Origin of the sequence: Tahibacter harae (assembly GCF_024437735.1) — a bacterium.
Lineage (GTDB): Bacteria > Pseudomonadota > Gammaproteobacteria > Xanthomonadales > Rhodanobacteraceae > Tahibacter > Tahibacter harae.
In genome coordinates this window covers 1-18315 of the sequence record NZ_JANFQO010000040.1, presented here as the reverse complement: position 1 = coordinate 18315, position 18315 = coordinate 1, and the positions used below count along the sequence as shown (strand labels likewise).

At 70.1% G+C, this 18315-nt stretch carries 14 protein-coding genes; 7 read left to right on the top strand and 7 right to left on the bottom strand.

Annotation, left to right across the window (positions count from 1 at the left end):
- Positions 1–433: 433 nt before the first annotated feature.
- From NM961_RS23275 to NM961_RS23260, 4 genes are all read right to left on the bottom strand, one after another.
- Positions 434–1027: a hypothetical protein gene (locus NM961_RS23275; RefSeq protein ID WP_255916825.1), complete on the bottom strand. Its 594-nt coding sequence runs from the start codon at positions 1025–1027 to the stop codon at positions 434–436.
- A 173-nt stretch (positions 1028–1200) separates the two neighbouring features.
- Positions 1201–1392 (bottom strand): hemin uptake protein HemP, encoded by a 192-nt coding sequence (gene hemP, locus NM961_RS23270; protein ID WP_439334246.1) that lies wholly within the window; start codon positions 1390–1392, stop codon positions 1201–1203.
- Between the two features lie 77 nt (positions 1393–1469).
- Entirely contained in the window at positions 1470–2150 is a 681-nt protein-coding gene (locus NM961_RS23265) for a glycoside hydrolase family 25 protein (protein ID WP_255916823.1), read from the bottom strand.
- A gap of 8 nt (positions 2151–2158) precedes the next feature.
- On the bottom strand, positions 2159–2986 hold the full coding sequence (locus tag NM961_RS23260) for a PhzF family phenazine biosynthesis protein (RefSeq protein ID WP_255916822.1): 828 nt from the start codon (positions 2984–2986) through the stop codon (positions 2159–2161).
- A 118-nt stretch (positions 2987–3104) separates the two neighbouring features.
- Here NM961_RS23260 and NM961_RS23255 point away from each other — a divergent pair, with 118 nt between their 5' ends.
- From NM961_RS23255 to NM961_RS23240, 4 genes are all read left to right on the top strand, one after another.
- Positions 3105–4079, top strand: coding sequence for a hypothetical protein (locus tag NM961_RS23255; protein WP_255916821.1), 975 nt, complete (start codon positions 3105–3107; stop codon positions 4077–4079).
- 75 nt (positions 4080–4154) lie between these two features.
- Positions 4155–5249, top strand: a complete 1095-nt coding sequence (locus tag NM961_RS23250; RefSeq protein ID WP_255916820.1) for a hypothetical protein — start codon at positions 4155–4157, stop codon at positions 5247–5249.
- Positions 5249–6229: a hypothetical protein gene (locus NM961_RS23245; protein WP_255916819.1), complete on the top strand. Its 981-nt coding sequence runs from the start codon at positions 5249–5251 to the stop codon at positions 6227–6229. The genes NM961_RS23250 and NM961_RS23245 overlap by 1 nt, the downstream gene beginning before the upstream one ends.
- Before the next feature lie 352 nt (positions 6230–6581).
- Positions 6582–7439 carry a hypothetical protein gene (locus NM961_RS23240; RefSeq protein ID WP_255916818.1) on the top strand — a complete coding sequence of 286 codons (858 nt, stop codon included), beginning with the start codon at positions 6582–6584 and terminating at the stop codon, positions 7437–7439.
- A gap of 332 nt (positions 7440–7771) precedes the next feature.
- Here the strand turns inward: NM961_RS23240 and NM961_RS23235 are convergent, their stop codons facing one another.
- Positions 7772–9049, bottom strand: coding sequence for a peptidase MATCAP family protein (locus NM961_RS23235; protein ID WP_255916817.1), 1278 nt, complete (start codon positions 9047–9049; stop codon positions 7772–7774).
- A 77-nt stretch (positions 9050–9126) separates the two neighbouring features.
- On the opposite strand from NM961_RS23235, the gene NM961_RS23230 reads away from it, so the two are divergent.
- Together NM961_RS23230 and mscL are read left to right on the top strand one after the other, a co-directional pair.
- Positions 9127–9813, top strand: a complete 687-nt coding sequence (locus NM961_RS23230) for a fumarylacetoacetate hydrolase family protein (protein WP_255916816.1) — start codon at positions 9127–9129, stop codon at positions 9811–9813.
- Between the two features lie 172 nt (positions 9814–9985).
- Entirely contained in the window at positions 9986–10390 is a 405-nt protein-coding gene (gene mscL / locus NM961_RS23225) for a large-conductance mechanosensitive channel protein MscL (RefSeq protein WP_255916815.1), read from the top strand.
- Positions 10391–10601: 211 nt separating this feature from the next.
- Here the strand turns inward: mscL and NM961_RS23220 are convergent, their stop codons facing one another.
- Entirely contained in the window at positions 10602–12857 is a 2256-nt protein-coding gene (locus NM961_RS23220; protein WP_255916814.1) for a WD40/YVTN/BNR-like repeat-containing protein, read from the bottom strand.
- A gap of 115 nt (positions 12858–12972) precedes the next feature.
- Positions 12973–16341 (bottom strand): beta propeller repeat protein, encoded by a 3369-nt coding sequence (locus NM961_RS23215; RefSeq protein WP_255916813.1) that lies wholly within the window; start codon positions 16339–16341, stop codon positions 12973–12975.
- 227 nt (positions 16342–16568) lie between these two features.
- Here NM961_RS23215 and NM961_RS23210 point away from each other — a divergent pair, with 227 nt between their 5' ends.
- On the top strand, positions 16569–17984 hold the full coding sequence (locus NM961_RS23210; RefSeq protein ID WP_255916826.1) for a M28 family peptidase: 1416 nt from the start codon (positions 16569–16571) through the stop codon (positions 17982–17984).
- Positions 17985–18315 lie beyond the last annotated feature (331 nt).

Sequence of the window (18315 nt, the reverse complement as noted above, 5' to 3'; positions counted from 1 at the left end):
GCCCCGGCCGCCCCGGCTCCGCCCGCGCCGGCCACGCCGCCCGCGCCGCCGCCGGTTCCGGCCGTACCGGCAGCGCCCGCCGTGCCGGTCGGCTACGTGTCGCGGCCGCTGCGCGCGCCGCCGGCGCCGTTGCCGCGCAAGGCCGACACGGTCGAAGCGTGAATGCAGGGAGCCCCGGGCAGCGGATCCGGGTTTGAGATAGACACTGCAAGGACGCCGGCCCGGCACCCGATCGCCGCAGCGGTCACGGGACGGGCGGAAAATCCGCAAAAGAAGTACGCACCGGATACAGCAGGACCTTGGCCCCGATCGCCGCAGCGATCAGGCGCCCGATGAACAAGCCGCGGCGGCGAGCGCCGCGGACGCACCGCGACGCCCCGGCAGGCAGGGCCGTACCAGCAGCGCCGCCATCACCGCGCGATCGCATACCAGCTCAGCCGCTCAGCAGCGCATCCAGCCCGGCGCAAATGTCCGCGGCGCGGCGGCGCCCGGTCACGGAGACCGGCGGCGCAACTTCGGCCAGCAGCCAGGGCCGCGCGGCCTCGGCGCTCTGACAGAAACGCACGATCGCCCCCTGCCAGGCATGGCCGACCCGCGACCAGGCCGCCGCGCGCAGCCGCTGGTGCATGCTGTGCGCCGGCTCGGGCGTGCCGCAGGGCACGCATTGCAGTAATTGCTCCCAGGCCAGGTAGTCGCTGTCGGGCAGCAGATACAGGCGCGCCTGTTCGCGGCCGTCGTCGCGGAAGAAGCGCAGCGCCTCGCAGATACCGTCGGGTTCGATGCGGTGTACACAATTCCAGCCGGCCACCTGGCTCAGGTCCGCAGCACAGCCGCCGGGCGCGCGCCATAGCCACAGCACCGGGCCCAGCGCCGGCCAGCGGCGGGTGAGCGCCGCCAGCGGCCGCGACGGCGGCAGCGCGATGGCCTGCAGCACGGTGGCGGAATCAACAGGACTGCGCGCTACGACCGCGTCGCCGCCGGCGAAGCGCGTCTCGCTGCGACTACGCAGGAAGGGCAGCTTGTACATGCGAGCCTCTGCAGATGAGGGGGCGCGGCAGTGCCGCCAAGCAATGCCTGTGCGCCGCGGAGCTGGCTGGCAGTGGGGGCCGGGATGGCGGTCGGCCCAGGCTGGCTGCTCTGACGTGGATGTTGTGCGGCTGCGCCGGAAGCGCAGCGTGCGACCGGTGCGGGCGCGGCGTGTTACTTGGTCAGGATCAGCTTGTCGTTGCGCGTGCGGCGCAGACGGTATTCCTGGCCCAGATGTTCGATCACCAGTTCACGCGATTCGCGCAGCAGCAGACGGCTGTCGACGCGACGCTGGGCCGGCGCCGCCGCTGCCGGCCGGGATGCTGCATTGTTGCGGTTGGCCTGGAGTGCAAGAGTGGACGTCATCACCGACATGGTTGGCTCCGGATCCCGGTTGGGGTGAACCAGATGATAATGATTCGCATTTGACTGTCAAGCGCGCTTCAGGCGGAACTGGCGGACGCCGGCCACAGCTGGCGCAGGCCGGCCAGATCGCCGTTGAACTGGTCGCGGTCGCAGACGCCGACGCCGGCCACCGCATGCGGCCCCGGCCCCGCTGAGCCGTCGGTGTATTGCCAGAAACGCCACTGTGGCCACAGCGGCGGAATCACCGGCTGGGCAGCGTATTCGGAGATCCACAGCCAGCAGTGGCCCAGCAGCGATGTGGTGGAGCTGCCCAGCAGGTTCTTCAGATAGGCGCCGCCGTAGATGCCGGGCCAGCGCCCGGTGTGCTGGAACAGGTACTGTGCGAACTGCTCGGCCTGGGCCAGGCTCATGCTGGAGCCGGCGCTGTTGGCTTCCACATCCAGCGCGAGCAGATCGCCCGGCGCCGGCCGGGCGCTGGCGAGGAAATGCGCCGCCTGGGCCGCGGCATCGCTGCCGTCGCCGAAATGATAGGCGCCCCAGCTCAGGCCGGCCTGGCGCGCCAGCGGCTGGCGCGTGGCGTACAGCGGATCGACATAGTCCGCGCCCTGGCTGGCCTTGTGCAGCACGCCGGCGATGCCGGCGGCGGCGAGCTGGCCGAAATCCACGCTGCTGTTGTGATGGGAAAGATCGACCACGACGTTGATCACTGCCGGCGCCCCCTGCGCAGCCGGCCGCGCGCCGGTTGTGGAACTGTACACGAAGCGCACTACAGCAGCCGCACCTCGCCGGATACCTGTACCGGGCTGCCCGCTGCCGCTGTCATATCCACGCGCAGCAGCGAACGCATGCCCATGTCCTCGCCCTGCACGATCTGGATGGCGCCCTCGTGCGGCCAGGCCGCGTCGCGCAGGTAGCCGGCAAAGGCCGCCGCGGCGGCGCCGGTGGCGGGATCCTCGTACACGCCGCCCGAGGCGAAGGCATTGCGCGCATGGAAGCGCTGGGCCGACTCGGCCCAGACCAGGGCGACGGTGATCCAGCCGGCGCGCTGCATCAGTTCACGTCCGGCGGCGAGCGCGTACTGCATCGCGGCCAGGCGGCCGCGCGAGCGCAGCGGCAGCAGCAGGTGGTCCGCGCCGGCGTGGATGTGCGCCGGCGCCAGGGCCGGATCCAGGTCGGCCGCGGACAGGCCGAACAGCTGTAGCGCGTCCTGCAGCAGCGGCGGCGCCACGGCGCGGCTCCAGGTCGGCGGCGATTGCAGCGTCGCGCTGATGCGGCTGGCTTCGCGCCGGCCCTGTACGCGGATCGCGGCCTGGTTCAGTTGCAGCGCGAATTCGCCGTCGCCGTGACGCAATGCGAGCGCGGCGCCCAGGGCGATGGTCGCGTGGCCGCAGAACGGCACTTCGGAGCCGGGTGAGAAATAACGCACGCGCCAGGCGCCGTCCTGCACCGCGGCGAACGCGGTTTCGGAATAGCCGACGTCGGCCGCGACCTGCTGCATGACGGCCGCATCCGGCAAGGTATCGAGCAAGGCCACACCGGCCGGATTGCCGCCTTCCGCCCCTTCGGCGAACGCGGCCAGACGCAGGATTTGCATGGGTGCTCCGGAAAAGACGACGACAGCGCAGGCGCCGGCGGAAACTCGCCGCGCCGGCAAAGGCACGCCGCTATCCTGGCACACTGTCGCCCGCTTTCCGCCCTGCCCGGAGCCGTCCATGCGCTGGATCCTCGCCCTGCTGGCCTTCGCCGCCGCCGCGGCCGCCGCCTATTTCCTGCTTGCGCCGCCGGCGCCGGAAGCCCCCGCGCCGCGCGCCGCCGTCGCGGTGCTGACGCCGGCGCCGGCCAATCCGCCGTCGGCACCGCCCAGCGCCTCCGCCGCGCCGGAGACACCGCCCGCCGTACTGCCCCCGCCCCAGTCCAGCGCCTGGTCTGCCGAGCAGGACCAGCTGGCCCGGCGCGCCCTGGCCGGCGACGGCAAGGCCGCCGCCCGCTGGCGCGAAGTGGACGACACCTGCCGCCGGATCCAGGCCGAAGGCAAGCCGGATCTCGGCGCCTATTTCGGCGACAACCTCGATGCCCTCATGAGCCAGCCGCCGCGCTACGCCCAGATCAGCGGCGAGGAACACGCCCTGCTCAGCGATCCGCGCCTGGAAACGGCCAAGCGCCAGGAACTCGCCGCCGAGATCAGCCTGCGCCTGGAAGCGTTGTGCAAGGACTACGTGCGCAGCGATGCGGCCGAACGCTACGCCATCGCCGAGACCGCCGCGCGCAAGGGTCCGCCGGCCGCGTTCTGGCGTTTCGTGCAACAGCCGCCGCTGGAGCCGGACGACACCGGCCGGCGCCAGCAATGGCGCCGCAGCGTGACCGAACAGCTGCAGGCGCGCAGCGAAAAGAACGATGCGGACGCCGTGTTCGCCCTGGGCATGGCCTATGCGCAGGACGGCCGGCGCGGCCTGCCCGCCATGCTGCCGCCGAACGAGGCGCTCAACGCCGCGCTGGAGGACGATCCGGTGCAGGCCTACCGCTGGCTCAGCCTGTACGTGCACATGCACGCCGATCCGCGCTACACCGACCAGGCGCAGGAATGGCTGGCCGCGCTGGGCAACCGGCTGGACGCGGGCCAGCGCGCCGAGGCCGAAGCCTGGCTTGCCGACTATCGCCAGCGCCAGGCCAGGTCCGGGAATGACTGAACAGTCCGCGCGGCGACTGTCGCCGCCGCGGCCGCGGCTTGGCACTATGCGAACGACCTTCCGCCGGCGCTGCTGATGGCAAACGCGAATACCCTGCGCGACAGCGTCCTGCTCGTCGCTCTCTTCGCCGGCGGCGCGGCTGCCGGCGCCTGGCTGGGACGCAGCGAAGCACCTGCCGCCGCCGCGGCGGCACCGGCGAGCGCCGCGCAAACCGCACCCGCACCCGAACCCGCACCGCCGCGAGAAACCTCAACCGCCGCGCCCGCCGCCGGCAAGGCCGCGAACACGCCGGCAGCCGCACTGCCGCCGCGCGACCTGCCCGTCGCCGATTATTTCGACCAGCTTGCCGCACAGGCGCTGCAGGGCGATGCGGCCGCGGCACGGCGCCTGGCCGACGACATGGCCGAGTGCGCCAACAGCGAACGCCAGTTCGACGCGGTGGAAGACATTCTCGACCGCGCCGGCCGCGGCGCGCGCGGCGCTGGGCCGGACGCGGCGCAGGAGCGCGGCCCGCGGCCGCGCCGCGGCCGCGAAGGCAGCGACGACGGCCTCGGCGAAGCCGAACGCCGCCTGCAGTTTGCCGAACGCTTTCTGCAGCGCGCGCAGGAAACCGAACGCCGCTGCGCCGGCATCAACGCGGCGCAGATCGCGCGCAGCGGCGAATTCATCCGTGCCGCCGCGCTGGCCGGCGACAACGCCGCACGCCTGTGCTACGCGCTGGCCCCCAATGAATGGCAGCGCGACCTGCTCAGTCCCGAATGGCAGGACTGGAGCCAGCGCTGGAAATCCGAAGCGCCCGACATGGTGCGCCGGGCCTTCGAAGGCGGCCTGCCCGAAGCCGCCGCCACACTCTCGGCCATGTATTCGCCCTGGCAGCCCGCGCGCGGCACGCGCCCCTGGACCGGCCAGCTCGGCGACCAGCCCTACTGGGCCTATGCCTACGCCGCCGTCGCGCGCCAGACCCTGGGCGCGGAAGCCGCGCCGCGCCTGGCCGAGGTCATGCAGCAGCATGCGCAGCGCCTGACGCCGGCGCAGGTCGCCCAGGCCGACGCCTGGGCCGCCGCGGCGCGCGCGCGCATCCGCTTCGAGGCGCCGCTGCCCGGCACGCGCGATTTCTGGCGCAGCAGCTCGCTGTGCGACGGCGTACGCCGCGCCGGAGGGCGGCTCTGATGCGTGCCCGCTGGCTCCTCGCCGCTGCCCTGCTCGGCCTGGCCTGCGGCTACGGCTACGCCCGGCTGCAGCGGCCCGCCGCGGCGGACATCGCAGCGGCGCCTGCACCCGCCGCCACGCAACCAGACAAAGTGGAAACATCCACAACGGTGCGGCTGCCACGCCTCGGCGAAGCCGCCGCGCAGACGCTCAGCCTGCGCAATCTTCCGCATCCGCCGCTGCCGCCGGCGCGACCGTCGTGGTCAAGCGCGCAGGACGCCCTGCGCCAGCGCGCCGAAGCCGGCGATGCCGCGGCCGCGCGCGAGTGGCTGGAGCGCGACGGCCGCTGCTATTCCATGCTGCAATTCGGCCTCAACGGCTACAGCGGCGACCTGCCCACGCGCGAATTCAGCCGCGCCGCCAGCCGCGGCCATCCGCGCCTGCGCACGGTCGACCCGCAGCTGCAGCAGGCGCTCGCCATCGGCGACGAAGCACAGCGCCGCCAGGCCCTGGGCGCGCTGCAGCAGCGCCTGCTCGACGAGTGCCGCGGCTATGCACCGCAGGGCCCCGGCGTGCGCTATGCACTGGGCGAGATCGCCGCGCGCAACGGCAGCGACAAGGATTTCTGGCAATTCATCAACGACCCGCCGTTGGCCTTCGGCTACAGCCGCGACCTGGACCAGATGATCGACTGGGCGCGCCGCGCGCCGCTGATGGTGCGCGAGCGCGCCCGCGGCGGCGATGCGGACGCGGCCTATGCGCTGGGCATGGCCTATGCGCAGGGCCTGGAAGAAGGCCGCGCCGACGAAGCCAATTCCTCGCACTACCTCAGCGCAGCCGTGTCCGACGATCCGCTGCAGGCCTATCGCTGGCTCAGCCTGTATCTGCGCAACGGCGATGGCGACGCCGCCCGCAGCGCGGCCGCGCGCGCGCAGCTGGAACGCCTGGGCGGCCAGCTCAGTGCGGAACAGCGCGCCCAGGCCCAGGGCTGGCAGCCGTAAGCGCAAGGACGCACATCTGTCCCTGCGCCGGATCCGGCGCGGACAGGCCCCGCTGAAACGCCGCACATCCGTTTCGTGGGCCACGCACAGCACCGGCGCCTTGTGCGCCCGGCCGGCAGCCGGCGCAACGGTGCGTCTGAAACGCGCGCCCGTTTGCCGCACCGGCGCAGGCGACTGCGTGATCGCGCGGCCCCGGCCGTTGCATGCACGCGCAGACGGGGCATGGCGGCGGCCGCGGCATCGGCAGACAAGTCGCGAACAGCTGCGGACGCGGAGCGGATTTCACCATCACGCCTGCGACGCTGCGCAGCCCCACCTATACTGCGCGCCCGCACTGCCGGAGCCCCTCGCCATGTCCCTGCGCCATCGCCTGTGCGCCGCCGTCTTCGCGCTCGCGCTCGCGTTCGCGCTGACGCCGACCGGCGCCGCCTCCGCCGCCACGCTCAGCCGCGATGGCTGGTCGCTGCAATTGCCGCGCGGCAGCCAGGCCGGTTTCACCGCCGTCGACGCCAACCCGCTGTACAACGAACAGGAACGGCAGGAGTTCGCCGTCAGCGGAACTCATCTCAAGCCAAATTTCTACAACCTGCCGGCGCACCTGCGCGTGGATCTCGCGCCGGGCCAGGAGGACAGGGATGCGTTCTTCGCCGCAGCGCTGTACCTGATACCGGTGCAGCCCTATCTGTCCATACTCTCGCCGGTGGAAAACCAGCAGGACACCTGGACCCGCACGGAATACCGCGCCCTGCAGCGCTGGCTGGACGGCCCGCCCGACGCCGTGCGCGACTGGCCCTTCCTGCCCTTCCTCGACATGAGCCCGCAGTACACCGTGCAGCGCCGCGCGCTGGCATTCGCCGGCGGCCGCGGCATTCGCGTACTGACCCAGTTCGTGCCTGACGTGGGTTTCGCCCAGTCCGGCCAGCTGAGCTACGTATTCCAGGGACTGACCACGGACGGGCAGTACTACGTGCTGCTGACCATGCCACTGGCCCTGTCCGGCCTGGCCGGGCGCGACGACGACACGCACCTGGGCTTCACTCTTACCCAGCTGGATACGGACCGCGCGGCCGATGCGCGCTATGAAGCGGCCATCGACGCGCTGCTGCGCAAACGCGGCAAGGAATTGCAGCCGGATCTGGCCAGACTGGATGCGCTGGTGCGCAGTCTGCGCTGGGAGGCCAAGGCTGCCGCACCGGCGGCGCAGCCCTGAACGATTCGGAAGATGACACGGCGACCGTCCTGGCCGCCGTGTCCGGGCCCATGCGCAGCTCTCGGACTGCGCCTGCTCCCCCTGGTGAGCGGGACATCCGGCGGAGCCGGATGCGGATACGCGACAGCCGGCGAAACGCCGGCTGTGTTTTCAACCGCCGCCTGCGGCAGGCGCCGTAAGCGTGCAGCGGGTACATCCGGTGCGGTACCGGCTGTAAAAATGACAAGCAAGCCTAGCCCGGGACCGGCATCGGCGGCGGACCGGTAACATTTCTTTGCAGTCCAGCATGAGCCGGTCGCGGGAAAACCCCTGCCGCCGTGTGCCCGCGCGGCTCAGACGCCCAGCAAGAGATCGTCGGCCTCGACCGCGGCGATGCGGATATGGTTGGCGAACAGCGAGAACGCCAGCATGCCGGCCAGCCCGTTGGCGCGCTGGGCCCAGGGCGGCAGGTACAGCGGCTGGGCGATATAGCCCGATTCAAAATACGGTTCCAGCGCGATCACATCGCCCAGGGTCATCTTGCCGGCGAACAGCGCCCGCGACAGATTCAGCCGGCGCTGCTTCAGCGCCCAGCGGAAGAAGGTGTGCACGGTCAGCAGGCCGTGCAGGTAGACATTGTCCTTGGTGAAGGCCGCGCCGCCGCTGACCGGCACGCCGCGGAACACGCGCTGGGCCGAAGAGAAACTGTCCGCCTCGGTCTGCCCGGTTTCGAGAAAATAGCGGAACACGTCGATGAAATCCGCACCCGACAGGGCCATGTCGATGGCGACGATGCGCAGGGAAATGCGCTTCATGCGCTCGATGTCGATGGAGCCGGAAATCAGCTCGGCGAACACCGCCAGCCCTTCCTGGGTCGCCGTCACCCGCGGCGAGGAACGTCCCAGCGATTTCAGGTGCGGCTGCTCGCGGCCGTTGAGGCCGGTCAGCGAGTGTACGAAAGCCTCGTGCTCGACCAGTTGATGGCGGTCGTATTCGGTGAAGCACGTGGCCGAGCGCAGGCGGATGCGGGTGGGCCCGGCGGCGGCCTTGGCGATCAGGTCGGGATCGATCTCCACGCTGATCTTGTGGAACTGGAAGAAGGCGTCGAGCTGGGTTTGCAGCTCCGCCTGCAGGGTTTCCGCCGGAATGCAGTAATCGGCTTCGCTGGCGAGGATTTCCGCATCCAGCTCGCCGGCCAGGCCGATGAAATGGCGCGCCGCATCGAGATTGGTGAGTTCCGAGCCGGGCAGATGGTCGCCGGGCCGGCCGTACAGATGCACCGAATGATCCGTCACCGCCGGCGAGCCCACCGACAGCAGCAGCTCGGTCGCCACGCGCCAGGACTCGGCGCTGCGGCGCAGATAGTCGCCGACCGGATGACCCGGATCAGCCTGCTTGCCTATGGCGATCAGTTCCTCGCGCGCGGCGGCGAGATCCGGCGGCGTGTAGCGCACCTGCGGCAGCTTGTGCTGGCCGCGGCGCCAGTCGTCGATGAAGCGCTGCTGCGCCGAAGCCGGCCAGCTGACGACCTGCAACAGGCGGATGCCGCGTATCGCCGCGACCAGGCGCGCATCCAGCGCCGTGCAGCGGTCGAGTGTGCGGGTTTCGGCGGCCTCGGGCTTGGCGCTCATGGGCGGACTATAGCGCGTGGGCAAGCGCGGGAAGCGATTGCTATGCTCGGAATCCGCATTCCCGCCACGAGCCCCTCATGTCCTACGTCATCCCCGTCCCGCCGACCGCCAGCGTCCCGGTGCTCGACAGCGAGCTGCGCTTCCCGGTGCACCGCATCTACTGCGTGGGCCGCAACTACGCCGACCACGCCAAGGAAATGGGCGCCGAGGTCAACCGCAGCCAGCCCACCTTCTTCCTCAAGCCGGCCGACGCGGTGGTCACCGATGGCAAGGACGTGCCTTATCCCTCCGCCACCGCCGACCTGCACCACGAAGTGGAAATGGTCATCGCCCTGCGCAGCGGCGGCCGCGACATCGCCGTGGACGAGGCCCTGTCCCATGTCTTCGGCTACGGCGTGGGCCTGGACCTGACCCGGCGCGATCTGCAGGCCGCCGCCAAAGCCAAGAGCCTGCCCTGGGACGTGGCCAAGGGCTTCGACGCCTCCGCACCGGTCTCCGCCCTGCGCCCGGTGAGCCACGACGCGCATCCGCAGCACGCCACGCTGTCCCTGCTGGTCAACGGCGAGCCGCGCCAGAACAGCGACATCGGCGAGATGATCTTCAACAGCGCGGAGATCATCCACGAACTCTCCAAGCTGTTCGAACTGCGCGCCGGCGACCTGATTTTCACCGGCACGCCCGCCGGCGTGGCCGCGCTGCAGCGCGGCGACAGCTTCGAGGCGACCCTCGGCGGCATCGCCAGCCTGCGCGGCCGCATCGTCTGAGCCGCGGGCCGGCCACAAGGCAGCAAAATCCCGTCTGCGGCAGCGCCGCGGCGGATATGTGATGCAGGCGGCAACGACACACTTTGAAAAAATCCGTCCGCGCCGCTCCGCCCGGCGCGGGCTACACTTGCCGCGCCTGCGGGCCCAGCCCCCATTCCAAGGAGACCTGAGCATGAGCTTCTTCAGCGAGTTCAAAGCCTTCGCCATGCGCGGCAATGTGATCGACCTCGCCGTCGGCGTGGTCATCGGCGCCGCCTTCGGCAAGATCGTCACGTCGCTGGTCGATCAGGTCATCATGCCGCCGATAGGCCTGCTCATCGGCGGCGTGGATTTCTCCGCCTACAAATGGGTGCTGCAGGCCGCCGGCGCCGACGGCAAGGGCGAAGTGGCGATCCAGTTCGGCGCCTTCCTCAACACCATGATCCAGTTCGTCATCGTCGCGTTCGCGATCTTCCTCGTGGTCAAGGTGATGAACCGCGTCATCAAGAAGCAGGAAGAAGCGCCCGCGCCGCCGCCGGCCGACGTGCAGCTGCTGACTGAGATCCGCGATCTGCTGAAGAACAATCCGCCGCGCTGAGCCGCGCGGCCGGGAACGGCGGCGGCGCATCGCCGCGTAATCCGGCGCTGCGCCGCTTGCATGGCGCTGACGTCCGGCAGGGCAGCAGCGCCACAGGCAAGGCGCGGCCGCAGCGCGCTTGCCGACGACGACTATCCCGCTCGCTCGCGGCAGCGTCGTATTCGCGCCGCGGCGGATGCTGCCGCGGCGTGGGGCCTACTCGCGATGCGGCTTAGCGCGCCGTATCAGTGAAGATCCTGTCCGACGGCGCCATGCCTTCCCAGACGCCCCGATCCGAGGCCAGCAGGATGCGGCGCCGGTCAGCCGGGTCCTGGCGCAGATCGTAGATCCAGGTCAGCGGCAGGCCGACGCCCAGCGGGGTCCAGCTTGATCCGCCGTCCTCGCTGCGCAGCACGCAGCCGACACCGCCGGCCACGCCCGATCCCGCGGCATAGATCACCTCCGGCGCCGCGCCGTCGACCTGGAGATCCCTGACGATGCAGCCCGCCAGCGGAGCGCTGGCGGGCGCCCAGCTCGCGCCCGCATCGGTGCTGCGATAAATGGTCGACGAACTGTCGCCTGCCGTCAGCGCGGTCACGGCAGCCCACAGCACACCGGCGCGGCGCGGATGCACGGCCAGCGCGAGGACATCCTGATGTGTCGTGGCGGAACCTGCCACCAGCGGCAGGCCATTGCTGCGGTGCTGCCAGTTCGCACCGCCGTCGCTGCTGCGGAACACGCCGCAGCGGATGACGGGCACCCGGGCGCTGTTGTCGTCGTTGTAGTAGTCGCAGAAGGCCGACAGGAACAGATCGCCATTGAGCGGGTCGATTTCCAGATCGATCGGCTGCAGGTTTTCGACGCCCTGTGCATCTTCGATGATCGTAGGCAAGCCTGTGCTGGCCGGCTGCCAGGCGTTTCCGCCTTGCGTGCTTTTGTATACCGTCTGGCCGTTGCCGGAACCGCTGGTCACCGCGTAGAGGGTGTTCAGCGGGCCCTGCCGGCACGGTCCCTGCGCCGGCGGCTGCGCGCAGGAACGCGGGTCCAGCTTTACCTGGCGTACCGAGTAGACCAGCACGCCGCCGTTGCTGCTCGGCGGGAAGCCGTTGTCCAGGGGCATCCAGGCCACTCCGCCGTCGCTGCTTTTGTAGATGCCGCTGTTATACGGCTGGCCAGCGCGGCGCTGGGTGGTGCCCGCGGCGTACATCACCGTGGTGCCGGGTTCGCTGGCGGTCGTGGGATCGATTTCCACACCGCGCATATAGCGCGCCAGGAAGTTGATGCGGCCGTCCCAGTTCTGCCCGCCGTCGCTGCTGGCGAACAGGCGGTCGAGTTCCGGCCGGATGTCGCTCGTCGCGTTGCCCACGAACAGGCGGCGCGAATCGCCGGGCTGCAGCGCAAGACCGCGCACCGGCGCTATCTGCAGTCCGCGATTGCGGGTCTCCCAGCGATTGGTTTCCGGAAAATACGCCACCGTGCCCTGCCCGCTGGCAGCGGCTATCAGGCGGAAGCCCTGTGGGCCATCACGCACTGCAGCCACATGCCGGGCTGTAGCGCCGGCCGGCCAGCCATTCTCGCAGGACTCGGACTGGGTGAAATCGTTGGTGAAGCTGATGCAGGCCTGGTCAGATTTCAGGATCAGGCGCTGCGGCCCCACCGGAGCTTCCACGACGGTGGAGCCGTAGTAACTGACCGTGCCGTACGCCTGCCAGTTCTGGCCGTTGTCGGTGCTGAAGTACAGCGCCCCGTCCAGCACGGCCGTCGCGCGCTGCTGACTGTGGAAGGCGACAAACGTCCCCTCGCCCATCGCCGGTACGCCGATGACCGGCGACCAGTTCGCGCCGCCGTCGGTACTGCGCTGGAGCGTGGCCACGTTTTCCATGTCGTCGTCCATATAGCCCAGCGCCGCCAGCATGTGCTGGGGATTGGCCGGGTCTATCGCCAGCGACACGACGGCGCGATGCTGGTAGGCGAACTGCGGGCTGAGGACATCGAAGCTCGCGCCGGCGTCGGTACTCTTGAGGATGAAGCCGTCGTGCAGGGTCAGCACCAGGCTGCCTGCGGCACCCGGCACCGCGGTCAGCGTGGTCCAATTCGGCAGCAGGCCGGGCACGCTGAAATCCGGCACGGTATAGCCCGTCGCGGACCAGCTCAACGCCGCATTGTCGCTGCGTAGCACGCGGCCGGTGTAGTCGATGAAATACAGCCTGTCCTGCACCTGGGTGTCGGCGGCAAAACCCCAGGGCGTGGCGGTACTGAACACCGCCGGCCCCGAACCCACCGCGGCCCAGCTGGCACCGGCAGTGCTGGTGCGCGCCATACCCTGCGGGCCGACCGCGTAGGCCCGCCCAGCCACCAGCGGATCGGCCAGCACGCGGACCATGTCGCCGCCATCGGGGCCGAGTCCCCGCCATTCCTCCGCCGGGACGGCGGAACCCAGAAAAAGCGCGAAAACGCCGCAGGCCAGCGGCAGGCCGGTAATCTTCATTGATTGCTTGATCCCTGAATGGATAGACCGGCGCGAGGTACCGGACGGCGGATGATAGTGCGGGATCGCCGATTGGGAAGCGCCGGCCCCGGGGTCCGGGCCGGCGCCCCGGAGGCTAGTCGCAGCGCCGCCCCAGCGGCGCCGTCAGCCGCACCAGGTCCAGGCTGCCGGCGCTGAAGCCCGGCAGCTGCGGCGTCCAGCTGATCCGTGCCGTATCGTTGCCGCTGAAGCGCACGGTCGCCGTGCCCCAGGTGCGGCGTTGCAAGGTGGCGGGATCGTGGTCGGGCGGGAAATCCGGCCCGCTGGCGAGGCCCAGGGTCAATGTCGCGCTGTCGCCCTGCACCGGTCCCGCGCCGACCAGGAACAGCGGCTTGCCGCGGTCGAACACGTACCAGACGCCCAGCAGCTGGCGCACACCGCCGGCGTCGGTGACGTGCAGAAAGAAGCCGTGGCCGCTCTGCTCGGGCTGAAACCAATTGCCGCTGTGGCAGGCGCGCAGCTGCGCACCGGGCGGATCGTCCGCCGGCAGCGCGGCCAGGGCCAGCGGTTCCAGCGCGGTCTCGCCGCTGCCGAAGCCGGGCAGTACGCCGTTCCAGCGCAGGATCGCGCGGCGCGGCGTGGTGAATTCGAGTTCCACCTCGCCCCAGTCTTCGCGCTGTACGTCGGCGCTGCGGAACGCCGGCGGGAAATTCGCGCCGCGGCTCGCCGTCATGCGCGCCTTCACGCGGCCGCCGTCGGCGCGGCCCACGCCGAGCAGCCAGTACGGCTCGCCGTCCTGGTAGACGAACCAGCTGATCAGCACCTGGGTGACGCCGTCGATCGCCAGCGGTTCGAGCATCAGGCCGTGGCCGTCCTGCTGCGGGTTCCACCACATGCCGGCGATGCGGCTGTCGATGCGGTAGTCGGCCGCGCCGTCGAAATCGCCCAGGTCCACCCGCCAGACGCCGCGGCCGTAGGTGAAGGCGAACAGGCGCGGCGGCTGGCCGGCGGGCGCGACCAGTTTCAGGTCTTCGGTGATGACATTGGCAAAGCCGGTGTTCTCCACCGCCCAGTGCGCGCCGCCGTCCAGCGACACGAACAGGCCCAGGTCCGTGCCCAGGTACAGCTCGCGCGTATTGCGCGGGTTGATCGCGATGGCGTGCACCGGCACATCCGGCAATGCGCCCTCGCCGCTGCCGTCCAGCGGCTGCCAGCTGGCGCCGCCGTCGCTGGATTTCCACACGTGGTTTCCGCCAAACGTGGAATAGGTCGCATAGGCGATATTGCTGTCCAGCGGATCGAAGGCCAGGCGCGAGACCCAGCCCGCGCGCGGCGCCGCCGATGCCCATTCCGTCGTTGCCGTACTGGCCAGCGCGGCCTGGTTGCGGAAGATGCCGGCCTGGTTGCCGACCAGCATGCGGTCCGGATTGCCCGGCGCGACCGCGATGGCGGAAATGCGGTTGCCGAAGGCCGAACCGCCCATGCGCGCGCTGGCCGGCCGCCAGCGGCCGGCGCCGTCGTCGCTGCGCCACAGGCGCAGGCCGCCGGCGTAGAGGCGGTCCGGCGCATTGGGATCGATCAGGTAGGGCATGATGAACAGGGTCTGGTCAGCCAGCCCGTTCACCGCATCGGCGAAGCTGTTGCCGCCGTTGGTGGATTTGCCCAGCGAGATGTACTGCGCCGTGGCATAGAGCACATTGGTGTTGACCGGATTCACCGCCGCAAAGCCGCCATCGCCGCCGTAGATGTGGCGCCAGGCATACGGCCCGGCCGCGTCGCCGCCCAGCCAGGTGCCGTTGTCCTGGGTGCCGCCGAAATAGCGGCTGCCGTCGGGAAACACCGCACCGGCGTAGAACTGGGTGGTGCCCATGCCGCGGCTGAGGTCGCGCCAGCGAACGCGGTTGCCCGGCAGGGCCTGGCAGAGCGCGGCATCGCCGCTGCCCAGCGGCGCGCGCGCGTTGTCGCTGACCGAGATGCCGCCGTCGTGGGTGCTGTAGATGCGCTGGTTGGAGGCGCCGTCGTAATCCGGATGGAAACGGATGCGGTGCTGGTCCGGATGGACGTAGGAATCGTCCTGGGCGAAGTAATAGCTGGCCAGGCTGAAGCGGCGTCCGCCGTCGGTGGAGCGGAACAGGGTCATGCCGCCGACCCAGACCGTGTCCGCGTCGACCGGATCGGCGGCGATGGCGTTGTTGTACCAGCCCGCGCCGTAGAAATCCGGCGGGGAACTGTCGTTGCAGGCGCGCGGGTTCACCGCAAAGTGGAAATGGAAAAGACTGGCGGAAAGCAGGTCCGGCGAATCATTGCGCAGGCGCGCCTGCCAGGTCTGGCCACCATCGTCGGAACGCCACAGCGCGTGCAGGCCGTTGTCGTAGTCGCCATGGCCGTCGCCGTCGCGGTCGAAACCCGGCGCGATGCTTGCGGCAACGGCATAGACCACGCGCGGATCGGCGCGGTGAATATCGATCTGAGTGCGCCCCTGCCCCGCCTCCGACAGCACGCTGCGCCACTGGCCGTCGTTGCCCGCGTCGGTATTGAGGAAGATCGCCGCCGGACACGGCCCGCCGCAGGCCGGCGGCGTGACCGTACCCGGCAGCCAGTAGCGGTCCGCGGTGGAACGCGAGGCGCAGGTCGCCAGCAGCCAGTCCTGCGCGGTATCGGCGCGGATGGCCAGGTCGGTACAGCCTTCGTAACGCGCCAGGTCCTGGTCGCTGGCCGGACGCAGCAGGCGTTCAAACGTGGCGCCGCCGTCGCGCGAACGCCATACGCCGCTGTTGGTCGCCGCGTACAGCCGGCGCGAATCCGTCGGACTGAACACGATATCGCTGACATAGCGGAAATCCGCATTCTGCGTCGCCAGCAGCGGGCTCCAGCTCACGCCGCCGTCGACGCTCTTGAGAATCCCGGAGCCGCTCATCGGCGACCAGGGCATGCCGCTGTCGCGGTACAGCTCGCCGGTGCCGGCGTAGAGCGTGTCGGGCTGCTGCGGATCTATCGCCAGCGCGCCGATATTGAGATTCACCGCATCGTCCGACAGCGGCTGCCAGCTCGCGCCGGCATCGACGGATTTCCACACGCCGCCGGAAACCCCGCCGGCATACAGGACGCGGCTGTCGCGCGGATCGAATTCCAGCGTGCGCGTACGCCCCGTGACATTGGCCGGCCCCAGCCATTGCCATTGCGGCGCGCCCTTGAGACTGGCGTCCTTGGCCACGAGGCCGCCGCGACCCGGCACGTGGCGCTGCATCTGGCGCAGGCGCTGCTCGGCCTGGAACCAGCGCTGCGGCTGCAGTTCGCGCTCGCCGGCGGGCAGGCGCCGCGCGGCGAACAATTGCGCGCGCTCCAGTGCGCCGCTGTTGCGCTGCGCATGTTCGGCGCGCTCCTCGCGCAGGTATTCGGCGACATGCCGCGGCCGCTCGCGCCCGGTCTCGACGCTGTAGCGCGACGAGGTACAGGCACACAAGAGCAGCGCGGCCGCCAGGCTCCATCGCGCGAACGAGGCCATCGTCATCTCCCCGAATGACTACGGCAGTCATCGTAGCACCGGCGCCTGTATCTCCAGGCCGGCGATGTTGCGGGAAATGCCGGGATTCGGGACTGGAGATTCGGGAATCCGCTCGCGAATCCCGAATCCCGCTACGGCACTACGCCCCGCAGCATGACCTTAGTCCTAGATCGGCCGCCCCGGCCGCATGGCAGGATAGGCGCTTTGCCGCCGGAGACCTGCCCATGCTGCGCGCCCTGCCCTGTGCCCTGCTCGCCCTCCTCTCCACGGCCGCCGGCGCGGCATCCATCACCACGATCCCGGATGAGGCCGTGACCCAGGCCATCGCCCTGCGCGATGCGGCGCTCAAGGACAAGCAGGCCTACGAAATCCTCGAATCCCTGACCACCGAGATAGGCCCGCGCCTGGCCGGCAGCGAGAACGACCAGAAGGCGCGCGACTGGGCCGTGGCGCGGTTCAAGGCGCTGGGTTTCGACAAGGTCTGGAGCGAGCCGGTGACCTATCCCAAGTGGGTGCGGCGCAGTGAAAGCGCCGCGCTGGTTTCACCGTTCGCGCAAAAGCTCGCCGTCACCGCGCTGGGCTACTCGCCCGGCACGCCCAAGGGTGGCATCACCGCGCCGCTGGTGATGTTCAACAGCCTGGATGCGCTCAAGGCGGCCCGGCCCGAGGACGTCAAGGGCAAGATCGTCTTCGTCAGCGCGCGCATGCAGGCGCACAAGGACGGCCACGACTACGGCATAGGTTCGCCCATCCGCAGCCGCGGCCCGGCCATCGCGGCGGAACTCGGCGCGGCGGCCTTCGTGCTGCGCTCGGCCGGCACCGACAGCCATCGCCTGCCGCATACCGGCGTGACCAGCTGGAAGCCCGACGGCAAGCGCATTCCCGCCGCAGCCGTGTCCAATCCGGATGCCGACCTGATCGAACAGGCCCTGCGCCGCGGCCAGCCCGTACAGCTCAAGCTGCAGCTGGACTGCGGCATGGACGGCGAATACACCGGCGCCAACGTGATCGCCGACATCACCGGCAGCGAGAAGCCCGACGAAGTCGTGATCCTGGGCGGCCATCTGGATTCCTGGGACCTGGGCACCGGCGCCATCGACGACGGCGCCGGCGTGGCCATCGGCATGAGCGTGGGCGCCATGATCGGCCGCCTGCCGCAGGCGCCGAAACGCACCATCCGCGTCGTCGCCTTCGCTAACGAGGAAGCCGGCCTCTACGGCGGCAAGGCCTACGCCGCCGCGCACAAGCACGAAGTGGCGCAGCACATCCTCGGCTCGGAATCGGATTTCGGCAGCGACCGCATCTGGCGCCTGCAGGCCAGCGTCAAGCCCGAAGCCCTGCCGGCGATAGACCGCATGATGCAGGTGCTGGCCCCGCTGGGCGTGGAACGCGGCATGGGCCGCGGCAACGGCGGCCCCGACCTCAGCCCCATCCACGCCGAAGGCATGGCCGCCCTGAGCCTGACCAATGACGGCACGCGCTATTTCGACTACCACCACACCGCCGACGACACGCTGGACAAAGTCGATCCGGAGCAGCTGGCGCAGAACGTGGCCGTGTATGTGACCTGGGCCTACATGGCGGCGCAGGCGGACGGGGACTTTGGTTCGGCGCCGGGGGCGTTCAAGCAGGCCGAGGAGTGAGGTTGGGTTTGAGATTCGGGATTCGGGATTCGCAAGAGCGGGATTTCCTGCTTTTGGGGTCTCGCCTCTGAATCTCGAACCCTGAGCCCCGGCCCCTGAGTTTCCAACCCTGAGTTTCCAACCCTGAGTTTCGAACACCGAATCCCGAACACTGCGTCCGGAATCTCGAAGCCCGAATCTCGGGCATCGGATCGCGTACAGCCGCCTGAGAAGCCCTTATGTCTCGCCGCCCCCGTACTCTAGGCGTCGAGAGCCGGCATGCGCGCCCGTAAAGCCCCTGGTGAGCAACCGAGGGAGAGCCTGGAGCCGCATGCCGGAACTCACGAAGCGC

Coding starts and splice junctions, on each gene's coding strand:
- NM961_RS23215 (WP_255916813.1), bottom strand. CDS start 16,341: ATGGCCTCGTTCGCGCGATGGAGCCTGGCGGCCGCGCTGCTCTTGTGT.
- NM961_RS23275 (WP_255916825.1), bottom strand. CDS start 1,027: ATGTACAAGCTGCCCTTCCTGCGTAGTCGCAGCGAGACGCGCTTCGCC.
- NM961_RS23255 (WP_255916821.1), top strand. CDS start 3,105: ATGCGCTGGATCCTCGCCCTGCTGGCCTTCGCCGCCGCCGCGGCCGCC.
- hemP (WP_439334246.1), bottom strand. CDS start 1,392: ATGACGTCCACTCTTGCACTCCAGGCCAACCGCAACAATGCAGCATCC.
- NM961_RS23260 (WP_255916822.1), bottom strand. CDS start 2,986: ATGCAAATCCTGCGTCTGGCCGCGTTCGCCGAAGGGGCGGAAGGCGGC.
- NM961_RS23245 (WP_255916819.1), top strand. CDS start 5,249: ATGCGTGCCCGCTGGCTCCTCGCCGCTGCCCTGCTCGGCCTGGCCTGC.
- NM961_RS23220 (WP_255916814.1), bottom strand. CDS start 12,857: ATGAAGATTACCGGCCTGCCGCTGGCCTGCGGCGTTTTCGCGCTTTTT.
- NM961_RS23240 (WP_255916818.1), top strand. CDS start 6,582: ATGTCCCTGCGCCATCGCCTGTGCGCCGCCGTCTTCGCGCTCGCGCTC.
- NM961_RS23230 (WP_255916816.1), top strand. CDS start 9,127: ATGTCCTACGTCATCCCCGTCCCGCCGACCGCCAGCGTCCCGGTGCTC.
- mscL (WP_255916815.1), top strand. CDS start 9,986: ATGAGCTTCTTCAGCGAGTTCAAAGCCTTCGCCATGCGCGGCAATGTG.
- NM961_RS23250 (WP_255916820.1), top strand. CDS start 4,155: ATGGCAAACGCGAATACCCTGCGCGACAGCGTCCTGCTCGTCGCTCTC.
- NM961_RS23235 (WP_255916817.1), bottom strand. CDS start 9,049: ATGAGCGCCAAGCCCGAGGCCGCCGAAACCCGCACACTCGACCGCTGC.